A 14742-nucleotide genomic window follows, 5' to 3' on the forward strand; every position below is an offset into this window, starting at 1 on the left:
TATAGCGGTTCTCGGTCAAGTGTGGTACGCTCCTATTCCTGAAGCTTTTGCCATTCAAGAATCGACTGTACTTTACCAGATTAATAGCCGCTATATCATCAAAAGGCTATCGCTACTGGTAGAGATTTGTAGGCTTTACGTGTTGATATCATCAAAGGGCGATGGCAATATAGATTGAACTCACAGTACGCATAATTAATCATTTCAGCGGACGGTATGGAGATCCCTTCGGGGATGCAGAGTATCGTTACCGTCGCTGAATTCAAACGTTGGCCGATCACTCGCGGGGCTCGCCTGCTCGCCCAATGAGTTCTACGTGCAAAGGTAAGCTTTTGATATGGCTGCATTCTCGATTTGATCTCTGAACAAATCCATCAGCGATATAATTTCATGGTGCAATTCTATATACTGATCAAACTCCATTAATAGATACTGTCCATGTGCGATTTCGTTTCTAGAACGAAGCAAAGTCTCATCAATAATTTTTTCTTTTGTTTCATAGAGAGAGTAGTCTAGCCCCAAGATACAGATAATATCTTTCAAGACTTCAGAATTAAGATTTGATTGTGTCTTAATTGCATCATCCCATTGAATTAAGCACTTGGATTCTAATCCTGTTATTAGGAAATCTACAACTTTGGTAAAGATAACTGCTCTATAACTGCCTTGAGCTTCATTCAGCTGTTTTTTAACAGCCAAAGCTAGAAAGTTAGGTGCCAGTTCTGAGCATTTTAGGTTTTGTCTAGCAACAAACTCTACATAAGATGTCGCAGCATTTTTAACAAAGCCTTCCCAGTGCGCGTACAAAATTGCAGTACCGCTCCTAAGCAAAGTGGATTGAACAGTTCGATATTTATTTTTCTCGACTAAAGTTTTGATGTATATCAACTCTTTTTTTCGCCATGCAATTTCCTCAGAAAGCTGATCGCTTAGCTGAGATATAGTCCGAATCTTAGTCATGGTTGGAATAAATCTCTTCCCAGAGGAACTATTCTTGGCATCCGCAAACTAGCTGTTTTCCCAGAACCAATTCTTCTTATGAAGTCTTTATTTCCCCATAGCTTTTTAATCCGTTCTAAAATATCAAAACTCTTTTTAACATCTAGAATAGCTTCGTAGTTATATCCAATACCAAGGGCAACTGCCTCAAAAGCAGATAATAAAAACCCACCCAGAAATCTTTGTTTCTGAACGTCATATCTATGGAAGCAGTCTGCCCCTATAGTTTCGTTTAAGATACTGAAAGTAGCTTTAAATGCCTTGGCTTCCTGATCAAAGTTAAAATCGGGATTCCTTGCAATCTCTAGCATTTTATCTGTCACAAACTCATTGATGTCTTTCGCTCTCTTGACTTCTTCAGCATCAAGTGTCCTAAAGACTATAAATCGGAGTGCAAGATCCATATCGTATTGCTCTTCTTTGGCACGATCTGTTAAGACAATGCATTGTTCAAATCCTTCATCCTTAGATAGCTCGGATAACCAGGAAAACATCTTGCGATTTTCCATAATTAGAATGCAATTTCTCAACTCTTGATCCGAAAGCGGCGACCCTCCTGTATTCAATCTCTGAAACAATTCATATTTACTTTTTTCATCACTCTCTTTCAGTATAATTTTGACATCTAACTTAGATCGCTTGATAAAAAGCTTCTGAGCCGCAGTGAAGGCGTTCTCAGGATCTTCAGGATTATCCCATTTCTTATTTATGAGCGAAGGCAAATACTTTGTTTCTTCCAGAGTGAGAGGCTCAACTTTCTTCTTCTCTTCATTCAGAAGAATTCCCATAAACTGAAAAATAGTGGACAATCTTTGTAGTCCATCTACAACATCCCAAACCCCATCCTTCCTTTGAGATACAAAAATAGGCGGGAGAGGAATTCCCAGCAGGATAGATTCTATTAACTTAGTCTTTTGTAGAGGAGACCAGCGGTAAAAACGCTGAAACTCTGGATGTATGTCTATTTCTTTATCTTGGTAGAGGTTAGTCAACTCACCTATTGACATTGAGTAGCTATCAGACTTGACCTCGGTACTTCTTAAGTCAATCTCATCTTGTAAGGCCATCTAGATATCCTCTTACCTCTTCGAGATTTTTGGAGTGAAACTGAATCAGTGACTGGCTTTCATTGTAGAAAATTTTCAGCACAGTCGTGCAAATATCCCATATCAGAAGGTGATTCCAGCCAGATTGGTATAGATTGACTCAGATCACCTGTGCCAGCGGTCGAACAATGCGTTGGTGCGGACGGAGCGAAGGTTATCTGTAGGTATCAAAGGCTACTAGCCGCCGCACAACTTTACCGTTATCAGTCCTATGTAGTACGTCCTAACTTAAGACTCTAGAAGTCAGAATCCAGAAGAGTTTTGGGATACTGGTTCTAGGCTCCTGAATTCTAACCAAGGAGCTGTACCTTTACATTAATGTGGACAGCAATGTAGCTTGAGTGCTGCGGTACTTAACTCTTTCCAAGGTAAAGCTGATTATTTTTAATATGCGTGTCACCCTGATTATTGCCTCTATGGGTGCCGGGGGGGCTGAGCGTGTGCTGGCCATCCTGGCCAATGCCTGGGTAGCTCAACAATGGCAGGTGACCCTCCTGACCCTCGATAGTGGCGATTCCCCTCCCTTCTATGACTTAGATCCCCAGATTCAGCGGCGATCGCTGGCAACCTCTGGCCCGTCGGTAACCCTGTGGCAGGCCATTGGGCAGAATTGCCACCGCCTGTGGACTCTGCGTCGGGCGATCGCGGACAGTCGGCCTGATGTGGTGATCAGCTTCATTGATCAGGTGAATATCCTGACTCTCATTGCGACCCGATTTCTCGCCATTCCGGTGATTGTGACCGAACGTACTGATCCCAATTGCCATGTCATTGGCAAGACCTGGGAGTTGCTGCGGCGCTGCACCTATCCTTGGGCGGATCAAATTGTGGTGCAGTCCCTGACGGTCAAACAGTATTTTCCACCTCGGTTGCAGTCACGGATCAGGGTGATTCCCAATCCCGTGCTGGCGCCCCGAATCGATGCCGGATCGGGGAAGTTCCATCGGGATGCACCCTCAGGGCGATCGCTGATTGCCATGGGTCGCCTAGGTCCCGAGAAAGGGTATGACCTGTTACTCCAAGCATTTGCCCAAGTCTGCGATCGCCATCCGGAATGGACACTGAAAATTTTGGGAGAGGGCAGCCTCCGAGGGGACTTGGAAGCCCTCGGCGATCGCCTAGGCATCGGGGAGCAAGTCCACTTCCTCGGCCTGGTCAAGCAGCCCTATGGGTGGTTACAACAGGCGGATGTTTTTGTCATGGCCTCTCGTTATGAAGGGTTCCCCAACGCCCTGTGTGAGGCCATGGCCTGTGGCTTGGCGGTGATTGCCACCGACTGTCCCAGCGGTCCCCGTGCCATCATTCGTCCGGGGGTGGATGGTATTCTGGTTCCCAGTGAGGACGTAGAAGCCCTAGCAGCCGCAATGCACCACCTGATGTCAGATCCCATCGCACGGCAGAAATTATCAGCTCTCGCCCCGGAAGTCCTAACACGCTTTAGCTTAAAGACCGTCTTGGGGTTATGGGAATCAGCCATTGCATCTGTGATCTCAGGCGCTGGGTTGAACTCAAAGCAATCTAACCCGTGATCAAAATTGTCTTCTTGATTCGCTCCCTTGACTTCGGTGGCAGCCAAACTCAATTGGTTACCCTGGTTAAAGCCCTTGACCCGACTGAGTTTGAGGTGACCGTGATTTGTTTTTATTCAGAGGGAACTTTAGCAACAACCCTTGTAGAGAGTGGCATCCGGGTGCTGTCCCTGGAGAAGCGAGGACGCTGGGATCTGGGGAGGTTTTATGGGCGGTTGAGCGGCTATTTGCACCAGATTCAGCCCCAGATTCTCCACAGCTACCTCAGCGATCCCAATCTGCTGGTGATCCTATTAAAGCCATGGTTTCCTCGGATAGCGATTGTTTGGGGAATTCGTACAGCTCAGGATAATTTGCGCCAATACAGTTGGTTCATCCGCCTTTTGTTCTGGCTGGAATGCCGCCTCGCTGGTTTTGCCGACTTGATTATTGCCAATTCCCAGGCCGGACGCGCGTTTCATATTGCCCAAGGATTCCCAGCGGCTAAAACCATTACGATTCCCAATGGCATTGACTGCGATCTCTTCCAACCCGATCCCCAGGGTCGAGTCAAGCTGCGCACTCTCTGGGGAATTCCCGACTCCGTAATTCTGATTGGTCTGGTGGGACGGCTTGATCCCCTCAAGGATCACCCTACCTTCTTAAAAGCAGCCGCCCTGCTCTGCCAACAACGCCGGGATGTCCATTTTGTCTGTATCGGCAGTGGGTTGGACACAGCTGATCAACTCCAGCAACTGGCGACCGATTTAGAGATTGCAGATCGCATCACTTGGTCAGCCGCGAGGACGGATGTGCCGGAGGTGCAAAATGCCCTCGATATTGCCACTTCCTGTTCCACCAGTGAGGGCTTCTCGAACGTGATTACAGAAGCGATGGCCTGTGGGGTTCCCTGTGTGGTCACCGATGTTGGAGATTCTGCGTGGATTGTTGGCAAGACGGGTATTGTCGTGCCTCCCGCCGATCCTCAAGCCCTAGCTGCGGGGTGGCAAGCTTGTCTGGCGATGGATCGGCAACACCTGGGACAGTTAGCGCGAGCCCGGATTATCCAGCACTTGAGTGTGCAACAGCTAGCGATGACCACCCAAGATGCACTGGTATCGCTGCTCCAGCGCCAAACCCTGAGGTTCTGATGACCGATCCTTCCCCCCCGTGCCCCCAAACATCTAGTGTTTGTGATCACCGGTTTGTTCACCGGCGGTGCTGAAATGATGCTATATAAGCTGCTCTCAAGACTCAACCGGGGGAAGTTTCGGGCTAGTGTCATTTCCCTAACCCCCGGTGGTAGTCTCAGGGATCAAATTCAGCATCTGGGGATTCCTGTTTACTGCGTCGGAATGAAGTCCCAACAAATCAATTTGAGGGCGATCCTGGCATTTATCCCTCTGATGCGAAAACTTAGCCCGGATCTAATTCAAGGTTGGATGACCCATGGCAACTTGATTGCCCAAATCAGCCGATACGTTCTCTCATCCAGTGTCCCTATACTTTGGAGTATCCGCCATTCCGCCCTCAAACCATCAGAGACTAAATTAACCACCCGACTGATCATTGGATTGCTGGCTCATTTCTCTCACCTGCCCGAGGGAATTATTTATAACAGTCGGTCGGGAGCGGAGGATCATCATCGAATTCACTATGCCCCGCTCAAGACTGTGATTATTTCCAATGGCATTGATACCGATTTGTTTCATCCTTCCCTCACAAATCGGCTAAAAATTAGACAAGAACTAGGTCTCGAAGATCATACAATCATCATTGGTCTGATCGGTCGATTTCATGTCATGAAAGGGCATGAATATTTTCTCCAGGCAGCAGCTTTGTTGCTGCCAATTTTTCCGGAGACACAGTTTCTCCTGGTTGGTTCTGAGGTGACTCCCAAGAACCCGGTGCTCAGCAATTTAGTTCGCAGTTTAGGACTGGAGTCCCATGTTCATCTTGGGGGAGAGCGACAGGACATTCCTCGATTAACTGCTGCCCTCGATATTGCCTGTTCAACGTCTAGTTTTGGGGAAGGATTTGCTAATGTAATTGGGGAAGCAATGGCCTGTGGGGTTCCCTGTGTCGTGACCAATGTGGGGGATGCGGCCTGGATTGTGGGAGAGACTGGGTTTGTGATTCCCCCGGCTGATCCGGTGGCACTCTGTGAAGCATGGAAAGCCCTGATCTGTATGGATCGATCTGCACGTCAAGCTCTTGGTTTACAAGCACGTCAGCGGGTAGAAGCGCACTTTGCTCTTGATAAAATTGTCCGGCAATATGAGGCTGTCTATGAAGAAATCTTTTCTAAATGGAAACATTGATCCCATCGTGGTTCAGAGTTTCGGTGAGGAATGGCAAGCATTTGATCAATCTTCTCTATCCTCAGAGGATGGCTTGCAAATGTTTAATGAGTACTTTTCAATTTTCCCTTGGCAGTGTCTCCCCAAAGATGCTGTCGGATTGGACATCGGTTGTGGCAGTGGCCGCTGGGCCAGATTGGTCGCCCCAAAAATTGGTAGACTCTATTGCATTGATCCAAGTGTTTCTGCTTTAAATGTTGCTCGTAAGAATTTGTCTCAGTGCCAAAATTGCGAATTTATCCTTGCGGGGGTTGAGAATATTCCCCTAGGAAATGCTACAGCGGATTTTGGCTATGCTCTGGGTGTTTTACACCATATTCCTGATCCGGAAAAAGGAATTCGATCCTGTGTCGAAAAATTGAAGTCAGGAGCACCATTTTTACTTTATATGTATTATGCATTTGATAATAAACCCTGGTGGTATCGATGGATCTGGAAAATCAGTGAATTGGGGCGTTTTTTGATTTCCAGATTACCTTTCCCAATGCGGTATGCAGTCAGTCAGGTCATTGCCCTATTGATTTATCTGCCCTTGGCTCGATTTTCCCTAGGGTTAGAAAAATTAGGCGTTAATGTCGATTCCATTCCCCTATCTTCCTATCGACATCGGCGGTTTTACTCTATTAGGACGGATGCCCTGGATCGCTTTGGAACCCGCCTTGAACAGAGATTTACGAAAGCCCAAATTCGTTCCATGATGGAAAACTCTGGCCTAGAGAAAATTATTTTTGATGACTCTGAGCCGGGCTGGGTTGCCCTAGGTTACAAGAAATAAATGTGTGGACTTACTGGCTTTTGGCACCCGTCCGCAGTCTTCAGTACGGCTCAATTAGAGGCGATGGTTCAGACCATGGCCGATCGCTTGCGCCACCGTGGCCCCGATGATGGGGGAACCTGGGGGGATGAAACCGTGGGCTTGGCTCTGGGACATCGGCGGTTGGCAATTGTCGATCTGTCTCCGGAAGGGCACCAGCCGATGCTATCTGCCAATGGTCGCTATGTGATGGTGTTTAATGGCGAAATTTACAATTTTCGGGACCTGCGCCAACAGTTGCTAGCCCTCGGCCATGGATTTCGCGGCCATTCTGACACCGAGGTGATGCTGGCCGCTTTTTGCCAGTGGGGAGTGGAGGTGTCATTGCAGCGGTTTGTGGGCATGTTTGCCTTTGCCCTCTGGGATCGGGAGTTGCAACGGTTACATTTGGGGCGCGATCGCCTGGGAGAAAAGCCCCTGTTCTACGGTTGGTGCCAGCAAACCCTGGTGTTTGGTTCCGAACTTAAGGCATTGAAAGCCCACCCCCAGTGGCAGGGTCGGATCAACCGTGATGTGCTGACCCTCTTGCTCCGCCATAACTACATTCCAGCTCCCTACTGCATCTACGACGGGTGTTTCAAACTGCCGCCGGGAACCCTGCTCACCTTCGATCAAGCACACCATCACCCGGCACCAATTCCCTACTGGTCTGCCACCGAGATTGCCGAGCGGGGAGTTGCCCATCCCTTCACTGGTGGTGAGGGGGCAGCGATCGAGGAGTTAGACTACTTGCTCCGGGAGGCCATTCGTCAACAAATGGTGGCCGATGTCCCCTTGGGAGCCTTTCTCTCCGGGGGCATTGATTCCTCAACCGTCGTGGCGTTGATGCAAGCTCAGAGCGATCGCCCGGTGAAAACCTTTTCCATCGGCTTCCACGAACAGGACTACAACGAAGCCCCCTACGCCCAAGCGATCGCCCAACATTTAGGCACGGATCACACGGAGCTATATATCACTCCCCCCGATGCGATCGCGGTGATCCCAAAGTTACCCAGTCTCTACGATGAACCCTTTGCGGATTCCTCTCAAATTCCCACCTTTCTCGTCGCTCAACTAGCCCGCCAACAGGTGACGGTGAGTCTCTCTGGGGATGGGGGGGTATGAATTATTTGGGGGGTATTATCGTTACTTCACGGGGCGGCAGTTCTGGCAGCGAGTGGGCTGGGTACCCCTGCCATTGCGAACCCTCATGGCTGCGGGGTTGAATCGAGTCTCCCGTCCGACCTGGGATTGCCTTCTGGGTCGGATTGCTACCCTAGTTCCTGCCCACAGTCGCTACAATCTCACGGGGGAACGGATGCACCAGATTGCCCGCATTTTGGGGGTTGACAGTCCAGATTTGATGTATCGATCGCTGGTTTCCCATTGGCAACAACCCACGGCCATTGTGCCAGGAAGTCAAGAGCCGCTGACTCGGTTGAGCGATCGCCAATCTTGGGCGCAGTTGCCAGACTTCACCCAGCGAATGATGTTCCTCGACTTGGTTACCTATCTACCGGATGATATTCTCACCAAGGTCGATCGGGCCTCAATGGGGGTGAGTCTGGAGTCTCGGGTGCCGTTTTTAGATCACCGAGTTGTAGAATTTGCCTGGACAATTCCCCTATCGATGAAAATTCGTCACCAGCGGGGCAAATGGCTGTTGCGACAAGTCCTCCACCGCTACCTGCCCTTGGAACTGATTGAACGTCCGAAAATGGGGTTTGGGATTCCCATTGATGAATGGCTCCGCAGTTCCCTGAGGGACTGGGCTGAATCCCTGATCAATCCCCAGCGACTCCAGCAACAGGGCTTTTTTAACCCGGCACCGATTCAAGAAAAGTGGCAGCAGCATCTCAGGGGCGATCGCAATTGGCAGTATTATCTCTGGGATATTTTGATGTTCCAAGCTTGGCTGGATGAAAATCAATGAAAATTGCGCTGATCACCAATGATGATCATGGGATGTGGCAATTCAGAGGTGGTCTGATTCAAGCCCTGATTGCCAGAAATATCGAGGTATATGTCCTTGTGCCCCCTGGTCCTTTTGTCGAGAAATTGCAAGCCCTGGGAGCCATCTATATTCCAATTCAAATGTATCGCTTTATCAGTCCCCTTCAGGACTTAAGGCTGATGTGGCAATTTTATAGAATTTTTATCAGCCAAAAGTTTGATCTGATTCATACCATGACGATTAAGCCCAATTTGTTTGCCACCTTTGCGGCGAAATTGGCGGGGGTTCCGCGCATTGTTTCCCTGGTATCTGGAATTGGGTTCATTTTTGCCTCGGAGTCAAAATTACTTGTCAGTATCTGCATTCGTCCCCTGGTGATGTTGCTGTATCGATGGGCATTATCGATCAGTAATAAAACATGGTTTCAAAATCAAGATGATTTTGATTTTTTTAGTCGAAAAAAATTAATTATCCCTACCAAAGGAATTGTAATTAGAGGCAGTGGGGTGAATTTAACTGAGTTTTCCAGGGAAACAGTTGATCCCCAAGCCCTCAAAGCCCTGAGACTGGAAATTCAACTCTCTCCATCGGAACAATGTGTAATGATGATCTCTTCACGGTTGATTTGGAGCAAGGGAGTTCGGGAATTTATTGAAGCGGTAGAAATGCTAGCACCCCGGTTCGAGCGTTGGAAATTTGTCATCCTTTGTCCCAAAGATCCCGACGCTCCGGATGCGGTTCCAGAGGCGTATACTGAAGCCCATCGCTCCGATAGACTGCAGATTATCGACGAGATGCGCCTGGATGTGAAAAACTTTCTAGAGTTAGCAGATATTTTAGTTCTGGTTTCCTATTATCGAGAAGGAGTGCCCCGGATCTTGTTGGAAGGCTTAGCCATGGAAAAGCCGATTGTGACCTCGAATAGTGTCGGTTGTAAGGAGGTGGTTGAAGATGGTAAAAATGGGTATCTGGTGCCGATCAAAAATGCTTCTGTTCTGGCCGAAAAGTTGGAAAAATTAATGCAGAATCAAGCCCAGAGATCCCAGTTTGGGAAATTCTCTCGACGGATGGCAATCGATTTTTTTGATGAGAAAATAGTCATCCATCGTGTCATTACTGAATTGTATGGAATCAGAGCTTAACTTCAGGTTCGAAACTGTAAATTACGAATTCCAGAACTTAAGTCGCCCCAGGGATGAGAGGATGACACAAATAATCAAACGATTCCTAGATTTTATATTTGCTTTCCTAGGGTTGATCCTCTTGTCACCAGTTTTGATGGCGATCGCGATCGCCATTTATCTACAGATGGGTTACCCGATTTTGTTCACCCAGCTCCGTCCTGGTTACAAAGGCAAATTATTTACCTTTTATAAATTTCGCACCATGACCAACGCCCGAGATCCAGAGGGAAACCTGCTGCCCGATGGAGATCGCCTCACCCGTCTTGGGCAGTTTTTAAGGCAAACCAGTCTGGATGAATTGCCCCAACTCTGGAACGTGCTCAAGGGGGAGATGAGTTTTGTTGGGCCCCGCCCACTTTTAGTCGCCTATCTCGATCGCTACACGCCGGAACAAGCCCGTCGTCATGATGTCAAACCAGGGATTACCGGATGGTCACAGATTAATGGTCGCAATCACCTGGGCTGGCAAGAACGGTTTGAACTGGATGTCTGGTATGTTGATCATGCCAATTTATGGCTGGATTGCCAAATTTTATTGCGCACCATTGGCAAGGTTGTAAACCGGGAAGGCATCAATCAAGAGGGTCAAGCCACGATGGAAGAATTTAAGGGATAAATACTGGCATGGACGTTCAAATTCTTGACTGTTCCAGTGTGGTTTGGCTGGAGACATTAGAGCATCTCCGTCATGATATCTATCACCGACCTGGTTATCTGGCGTTAGAAGCCAGCAGAATTGAAGCAACCGCAGCAGCAATTCTCATTACAGAAAAACAGCAGCAATTCTTTCTGCCTTACTTAGTCCGATCCTGCGATCGCCTATTAGAAAATGAATCTGGAGAATCTCCTGTTTTTGATCTGATCTCGCCCTATGGCTATCCCGGCATCTTGTTGAGTGATGCAGCGTGGGAATCCACGTTTATCCAGCAAGCCTTTACCATGATGATAGAGAAATTTAAAGGTATGGGAATCTGCTCGGCATTTCTGCGACTCCATCCGATCTTGAATCAGAATTTTGATCAAATTTATCCTGGCTTGGGCCTGCAATTAACAGGGGAAACAATTGCCGTTGACCTCACCCTATCTGACGCAGAAATTTGGCAGCAGACTCGCTCAGAACATCGGAATAAGATCAACCGATGTAAGCGCCAGGGATTTGTTGCTCGCATGGTAGAGCCTGCTTTATTCATAGAAAAATTTAATGAGATTTACGAGGAGACCATGGATCGCGTCCTTGCCAGCCAGTCTTACTATTTTGGACTGGAGTATTTGTTCGGTCTATTAAGGGCTTGGGAGAAGCACCTGCATCTCTGTATTGTGGAACTCAATGAGCAAGTGGTTTGTGCCGGATTATTTACATCTTGCGGTGGCATGGTTCAGTATCACCTTGGTGGCACCAAGGGGGGATATCTCAAGCAAGCTCCCAGCAAACTGATGTTTGATCATGTTCGTTACTGGGCAAAGCAACAAGGCAATACCCTATTTCACTTAGGCGGGGGAGTAGGTGGCGCTGCCGATAGTCTTTACCACTTTAAAGCTGGCTTTTCACGACAGCGATATCAGTTTTCAACGCTGCGCCTGATTCTAAATGAAACCCTATATACAGAGATGGTGGAATTACGAGCACGGCAATTGGGTACCAATCTCTGCAAACTTCGAGAGACAAGCTTTTTCCCCGCCTATCGTTGTTCAGTCATGCCAGTCGCCAGTCCTTAAATCCTACGCCAGACTGTTCAGTGATCGATTATGATCAATAGCCAGGATTTTCCCTGATGATTGAGCTTGAATTCGATCTCATCCCCTTTGTTTATCCCTGATTTTCTGTCGTCACTAAGGTTATTTTAAACAGGTTGGACAAGCCAATTCTGCTTTCTACTCCTCACATGGGCACCCAGGAGTTGGAGTTTGTCAAAGAGGCATTTGACACCAACTGGATTGCACCCGTTGGCCCGCATATCGATGCCTTTGAACTAGAGTTTTGCGATCTCGTTGGGGCAAAACATGCCGCCGCTGTCAGTTCAGGAACCGCAGCCCTCCACCTTGCCTTGAGGCTACTGGGAGTTGGCCCAGGAGATGAAGTCTGTTGCTCGACTCTGACCTTTATTGCCACGGCGAACCCCATTATCTACCTGGGAGCCAAGCCTGTTTTTATTGACAGCGATCGCGGTACCTGGAATATGAACCCGCTCTTGTTACGGCAGATTTTGGAGCAAAAAGCTCGGTTAGGCAAGCTACCCAAAGCCGTGGTGGTGGTGCATCTCTATGGACAAAGTGCTGATATCGATCCGATTCTAGATGCCTGCAATCTCTACGGTATTCCCTTGCTGGAGGATGCAGCAGAATCTCTGGGAGCTACTTACAAAGGGAAATCGCCAGGAACCTTGGGGCGCATGGGTCTCTATTCCTTCAATGGCAACAAAATTATCACCACCTCTCGGGGGGGGGATGTTGGTCTCTGAAGATGCCAACCTGATGGCAGCGGCTCGTTTTCTGGCAACCCAGGCCCGTGATCCGGCTCCCCACTACGAACATTCGCAGGTTGGCTACAACTACCGTCTCAGCAACATCCTCGCGGGGGTTGGCCGAGGCCAAATCAGGGTTCTCGCCGATCGCGTGGCGGCGAGACGACACAATTTTGAGATCTACCAACAGGCGCTGGGAATCTTACCAGGTATCCAGTTCATGCCAGAAGCTGCCTTTGGTCGGGCGACCCGCTGGCTCACCTGCCTGAGGATTGATCCGGCTGCCTTTGGTGCCGATCGTGAACAGGTTCGTGTGGCCCTAGCGCACCAACAGATTGAAGCCCGTCCGGTTTGGAAACCCCTGCACCTGCAACCTGTTTTCGCTGACTGTGAATCCATCGGAGGAGCGATCGCAGCAGACCTATTTACCCACGGTCTCTGTCTCCCGTCCGGTTCTAATTTAACCCTTGAAGATCTAGAGCGAGTCATTACTGCCATTTTACAAGTGCATCAACGGGCAAAAGTCGATGGTTGAAATCAGCGGTCGTCATCAGACCTGATATAGTAGGCTCTAGGTTTAGGTAAGGGTTGACTCAGCAACATTAATAGTATTAGGAGATTCTGATTTTTATGCCCACTTCCCCCTTAGATTTTCTCTTTGATAAATATCATACCTCCGGTGCCCATTCTGTTGCCCGATCCCTTTATTTTCAGTATCTTCAATCTCCATTAATTACCCGATGGCACTTTGGTATGAAAGTGCTTCCCATAAATCGAAAGCAAGAGCCTCGCGTCATTTATTTCAATATCACGACGATCTTATTACAACAAGTCTTAGAAGCAAAAATGCGCCGATCACCCCATCTTAAACTCCTGGAGATTGGGGTTGGATCTTTTGCCGTTCTGTGTGGCTATTTATCCCGGCTGACTGATCAAACCATTGATGCAACCGATATTAATCAAAAATTTATTGACAGCAGTAAAAAACATATCGAACTGAATGACGTTAACGTCCATGTTTTCTATTCAGATATTTTTGCCAATATTCCTCCTTGCAAATATGATCTTATATTCTGGAATCCTTACTATGACTTAGATCCAGATAATTATATGCCTCGGTTATTTGCAACGGTTTCAGAATTCTTGAGCGATCGCGGTCAGCTCTTGTTAGCCTACGGTACCCGCTCTTTAACCCGTCAACGTGTTTTAGATTTTCTATCGCAACAAAAAGAGCAACTGCGTGTGGTAGAAATCAAAACCTGGTGGTGGAACCCCCACGAAGTTATTATAATTGAAAAAAATACATAACTTGCTGATCAAGGCATGAGAGAAGGCAGATGATTGTAGATTTTAACTGGCGCTAAATGAAGGGATTATTGAGTTCCGGTTAGCCGATAATAGACATGGGGATAACGCCATTGAATTAGCTTACGAACGAGGAAGTTTATTTTCACTTTAGCAGGCAAACATGTTACAGGAAAACCAATCCTATCCTTGAAAAAACATAGCGCAGTATCCTCACGGGAATGCAAGCCATACACCACTTCCCGAATGTTCCCAGCGCGCTGACAAGCTTGAACAAACTCCACAACAAGTCCGGTACCAATTTGGCTCGGTAATGCTTCAGTGGCAATGATAATTTCATCAATATACGCCGTGCCATCAACGGCAAAACCTTCTAAATATCCCCCGAGTTTGGCATCAATGAGTCCAGCAATCACCAGCCGCCGCTGGGGATGAAAGTAATCCTGGAATCGCTGCTGATATGCCCGCCACCCAGGAGGTTGGGCACAGCCCGTTCTCAAGAGCGCCGAAGCCAGGACTTCGTATCCCTGGGCTTGGAGCAGAGCTGGCCCCATTAATTCCATAAAACGCACTAATTTTTGGCATTTCCGTAGATCATATTTGCGCTTGGAGGAGAAGTTTTGCGGATGATAATCGGCCAGATTGGTCAGCAGATGGGTGGGCATAGCCCCGTTAGCAGGCAAGCTCCGATCTGTTGCCGCCAGAACAGCTCGAAAACCCCAGCACCATGGCGTTGGAGCCGTTGCTTCCTCAGGGGTCAGTCGCGCCAACCAGTGAATGGGCTGATAGAATCCCCGCCGCACTTCCTCCCAATAGCGACCCCGATGCTCCAGGATCTGGTGGCCTTCCCGCCGCCGCCACTGCGCCATTTCTAACTCTGTCATTGATTTCAGCAAGGCAGCAGATATCTCCCGTGCCTGCCAGTGACTCGGATTATCCATGCATTTATCGGCTTAGTACTGGCTGTTCCCGTCCAAATTGCCAGCCGAATTCTATCCTAGTCTCCGCGCCACCCTGTTGGTTACCCGCTGGAAGCGCTAAACTCGCAAATGAATGAAAATACCGTCAAGG

General features: G+C 48.2%; 11 protein-coding genes and 2 pseudogenes. 10 read left to right on the forward strand and 3 right to left on the reverse strand.

The annotated features are described in order from the left end of the window. Nucleotides 1-312: 312 nt before the first annotated feature. Nucleotides 313-960: an MAE_28990/MAE_18760 family HEPN-like nuclease gene (locus DO97_RS12700; RefSeq protein WP_036534002.1), complete on the reverse strand. Its 648-nt coding sequence runs from the start codon at nt 958-960 to the stop codon at nt 313-315. After that, nucleotides 957-2066 carry a GmrSD restriction endonuclease domain-containing protein gene (locus DO97_RS12705; RefSeq protein ID WP_036534006.1) on the reverse strand — a complete coding sequence of 370 codons (1110 nt, stop codon included), beginning with the start codon at nt 2064-2066 and terminating at the stop codon, nt 957-959. The genes DO97_RS12700 and DO97_RS12705 overlap by 4 nt, the downstream gene beginning before the upstream one ends. Before the next feature lie 380 nt (nt 2067-2446). Here DO97_RS12705 and DO97_RS12710 point away from each other — a divergent pair, with 380 nt between their 5' ends. From DO97_RS12710 to DO97_RS12755, 10 genes and pseudogenes are all read left to right on the forward strand, one after another. After that, nucleotides 2447-3634, forward strand: coding sequence for a glycosyltransferase family 4 protein (locus tag DO97_RS12710; protein WP_204368616.1), 1188 nt, complete (start codon nt 2447-2449; stop codon nt 3632-3634). Continuing rightward, nucleotides 3631-4764, forward strand: coding sequence for a glycosyltransferase (locus DO97_RS12715; protein ID WP_052128700.1), 1134 nt, complete (start codon nt 3631-3633; stop codon nt 4762-4764). Before DO97_RS12710 ends, DO97_RS12715 begins: the two co-directional genes overlap by 4 nt. A 36-nt stretch (nt 4765-4800) precedes the next feature. Further along, nucleotides 4801-5934 carry a glycosyltransferase gene (locus DO97_RS12720; RefSeq protein WP_204368617.1) on the forward strand — a complete coding sequence of 378 codons (1134 nt, stop codon included), beginning with the start codon at nt 4801-4803 and terminating at the stop codon, nt 5932-5934. After that, on the forward strand, nt 5903-6748 hold the full coding sequence (locus DO97_RS12725) for a class I SAM-dependent methyltransferase (protein ID WP_036534013.1): 846 nt from the start codon (nt 5903-5905) through the stop codon (nt 6746-6748). Before DO97_RS12720 ends, DO97_RS12725 begins: the two co-directional genes overlap by 32 nt. After that, a pseudogene (gene asnB / locus DO97_RS31240) lies at nt 6749-8699 on the forward strand (asparagine synthase (glutamine-hydrolyzing)). Then, a complete protein-coding gene (locus DO97_RS12735) occupies nt 8696-9862 on the forward strand; it encodes a glycosyltransferase family 4 protein (RefSeq protein WP_036534016.1) in 1167 nt (388 codons plus the stop codon). The pseudogene asnB and the gene DO97_RS12735 overlap by 4 nt, the downstream one beginning before the upstream one ends. 61 nt (nt 9863-9923) lie before the next feature. Next, nucleotides 9924-10520, forward strand: coding sequence for a sugar transferase (locus DO97_RS12740; protein WP_036534019.1), 597 nt, complete (start codon nt 9924-9926; stop codon nt 10518-10520). An 8-nt stretch (nt 10521-10528) separates the two neighbouring features. Then, nucleotides 10529-11620, forward strand: coding sequence for a GNAT family N-acetyltransferase (locus DO97_RS12745; protein ID WP_036534021.1), 1092 nt, complete (start codon nt 10529-10531; stop codon nt 11618-11620). A 134-nt stretch (nt 11621-11754) separates the two neighbouring features. Next, nucleotides 11755-12901 (forward strand): annotated as a pseudogene (locus DO97_RS31245) (DegT/DnrJ/EryC1/StrS family aminotransferase). A 95-nt stretch (nt 12902-12996) separates the two neighbouring features. After that, nucleotides 12997-13674 carry a methyltransferase gene (locus tag DO97_RS12755; protein ID WP_036534024.1) on the forward strand — a complete coding sequence of 226 codons (678 nt, stop codon included), beginning with the start codon at nt 12997-12999 and terminating at the stop codon, nt 13672-13674. A 65-nt stretch (nt 13675-13739) separates the two neighbouring features. On the opposite strand, the gene DO97_RS12760 is transcribed toward DO97_RS12755, so the two are convergent. Next, nucleotides 13740-14612, reverse strand: coding sequence for a hypothetical protein (locus DO97_RS12760; RefSeq protein WP_052128701.1), 873 nt, complete (start codon nt 14610-14612; stop codon nt 13740-13742). Nucleotides 14613-14742: the final 130 nt, after the last annotated feature.

Origin of the sequence: Neosynechococcus sphagnicola sy1 (genome assembly GCF_000775285.1) — a bacterium.
In the GTDB taxonomy this organism is placed as follows: Bacteria; Cyanobacteriota; Cyanobacteriia; order Neosynechococcales; family Neosynechococcaceae; genus Neosynechococcus; species Neosynechococcus sphagnicola.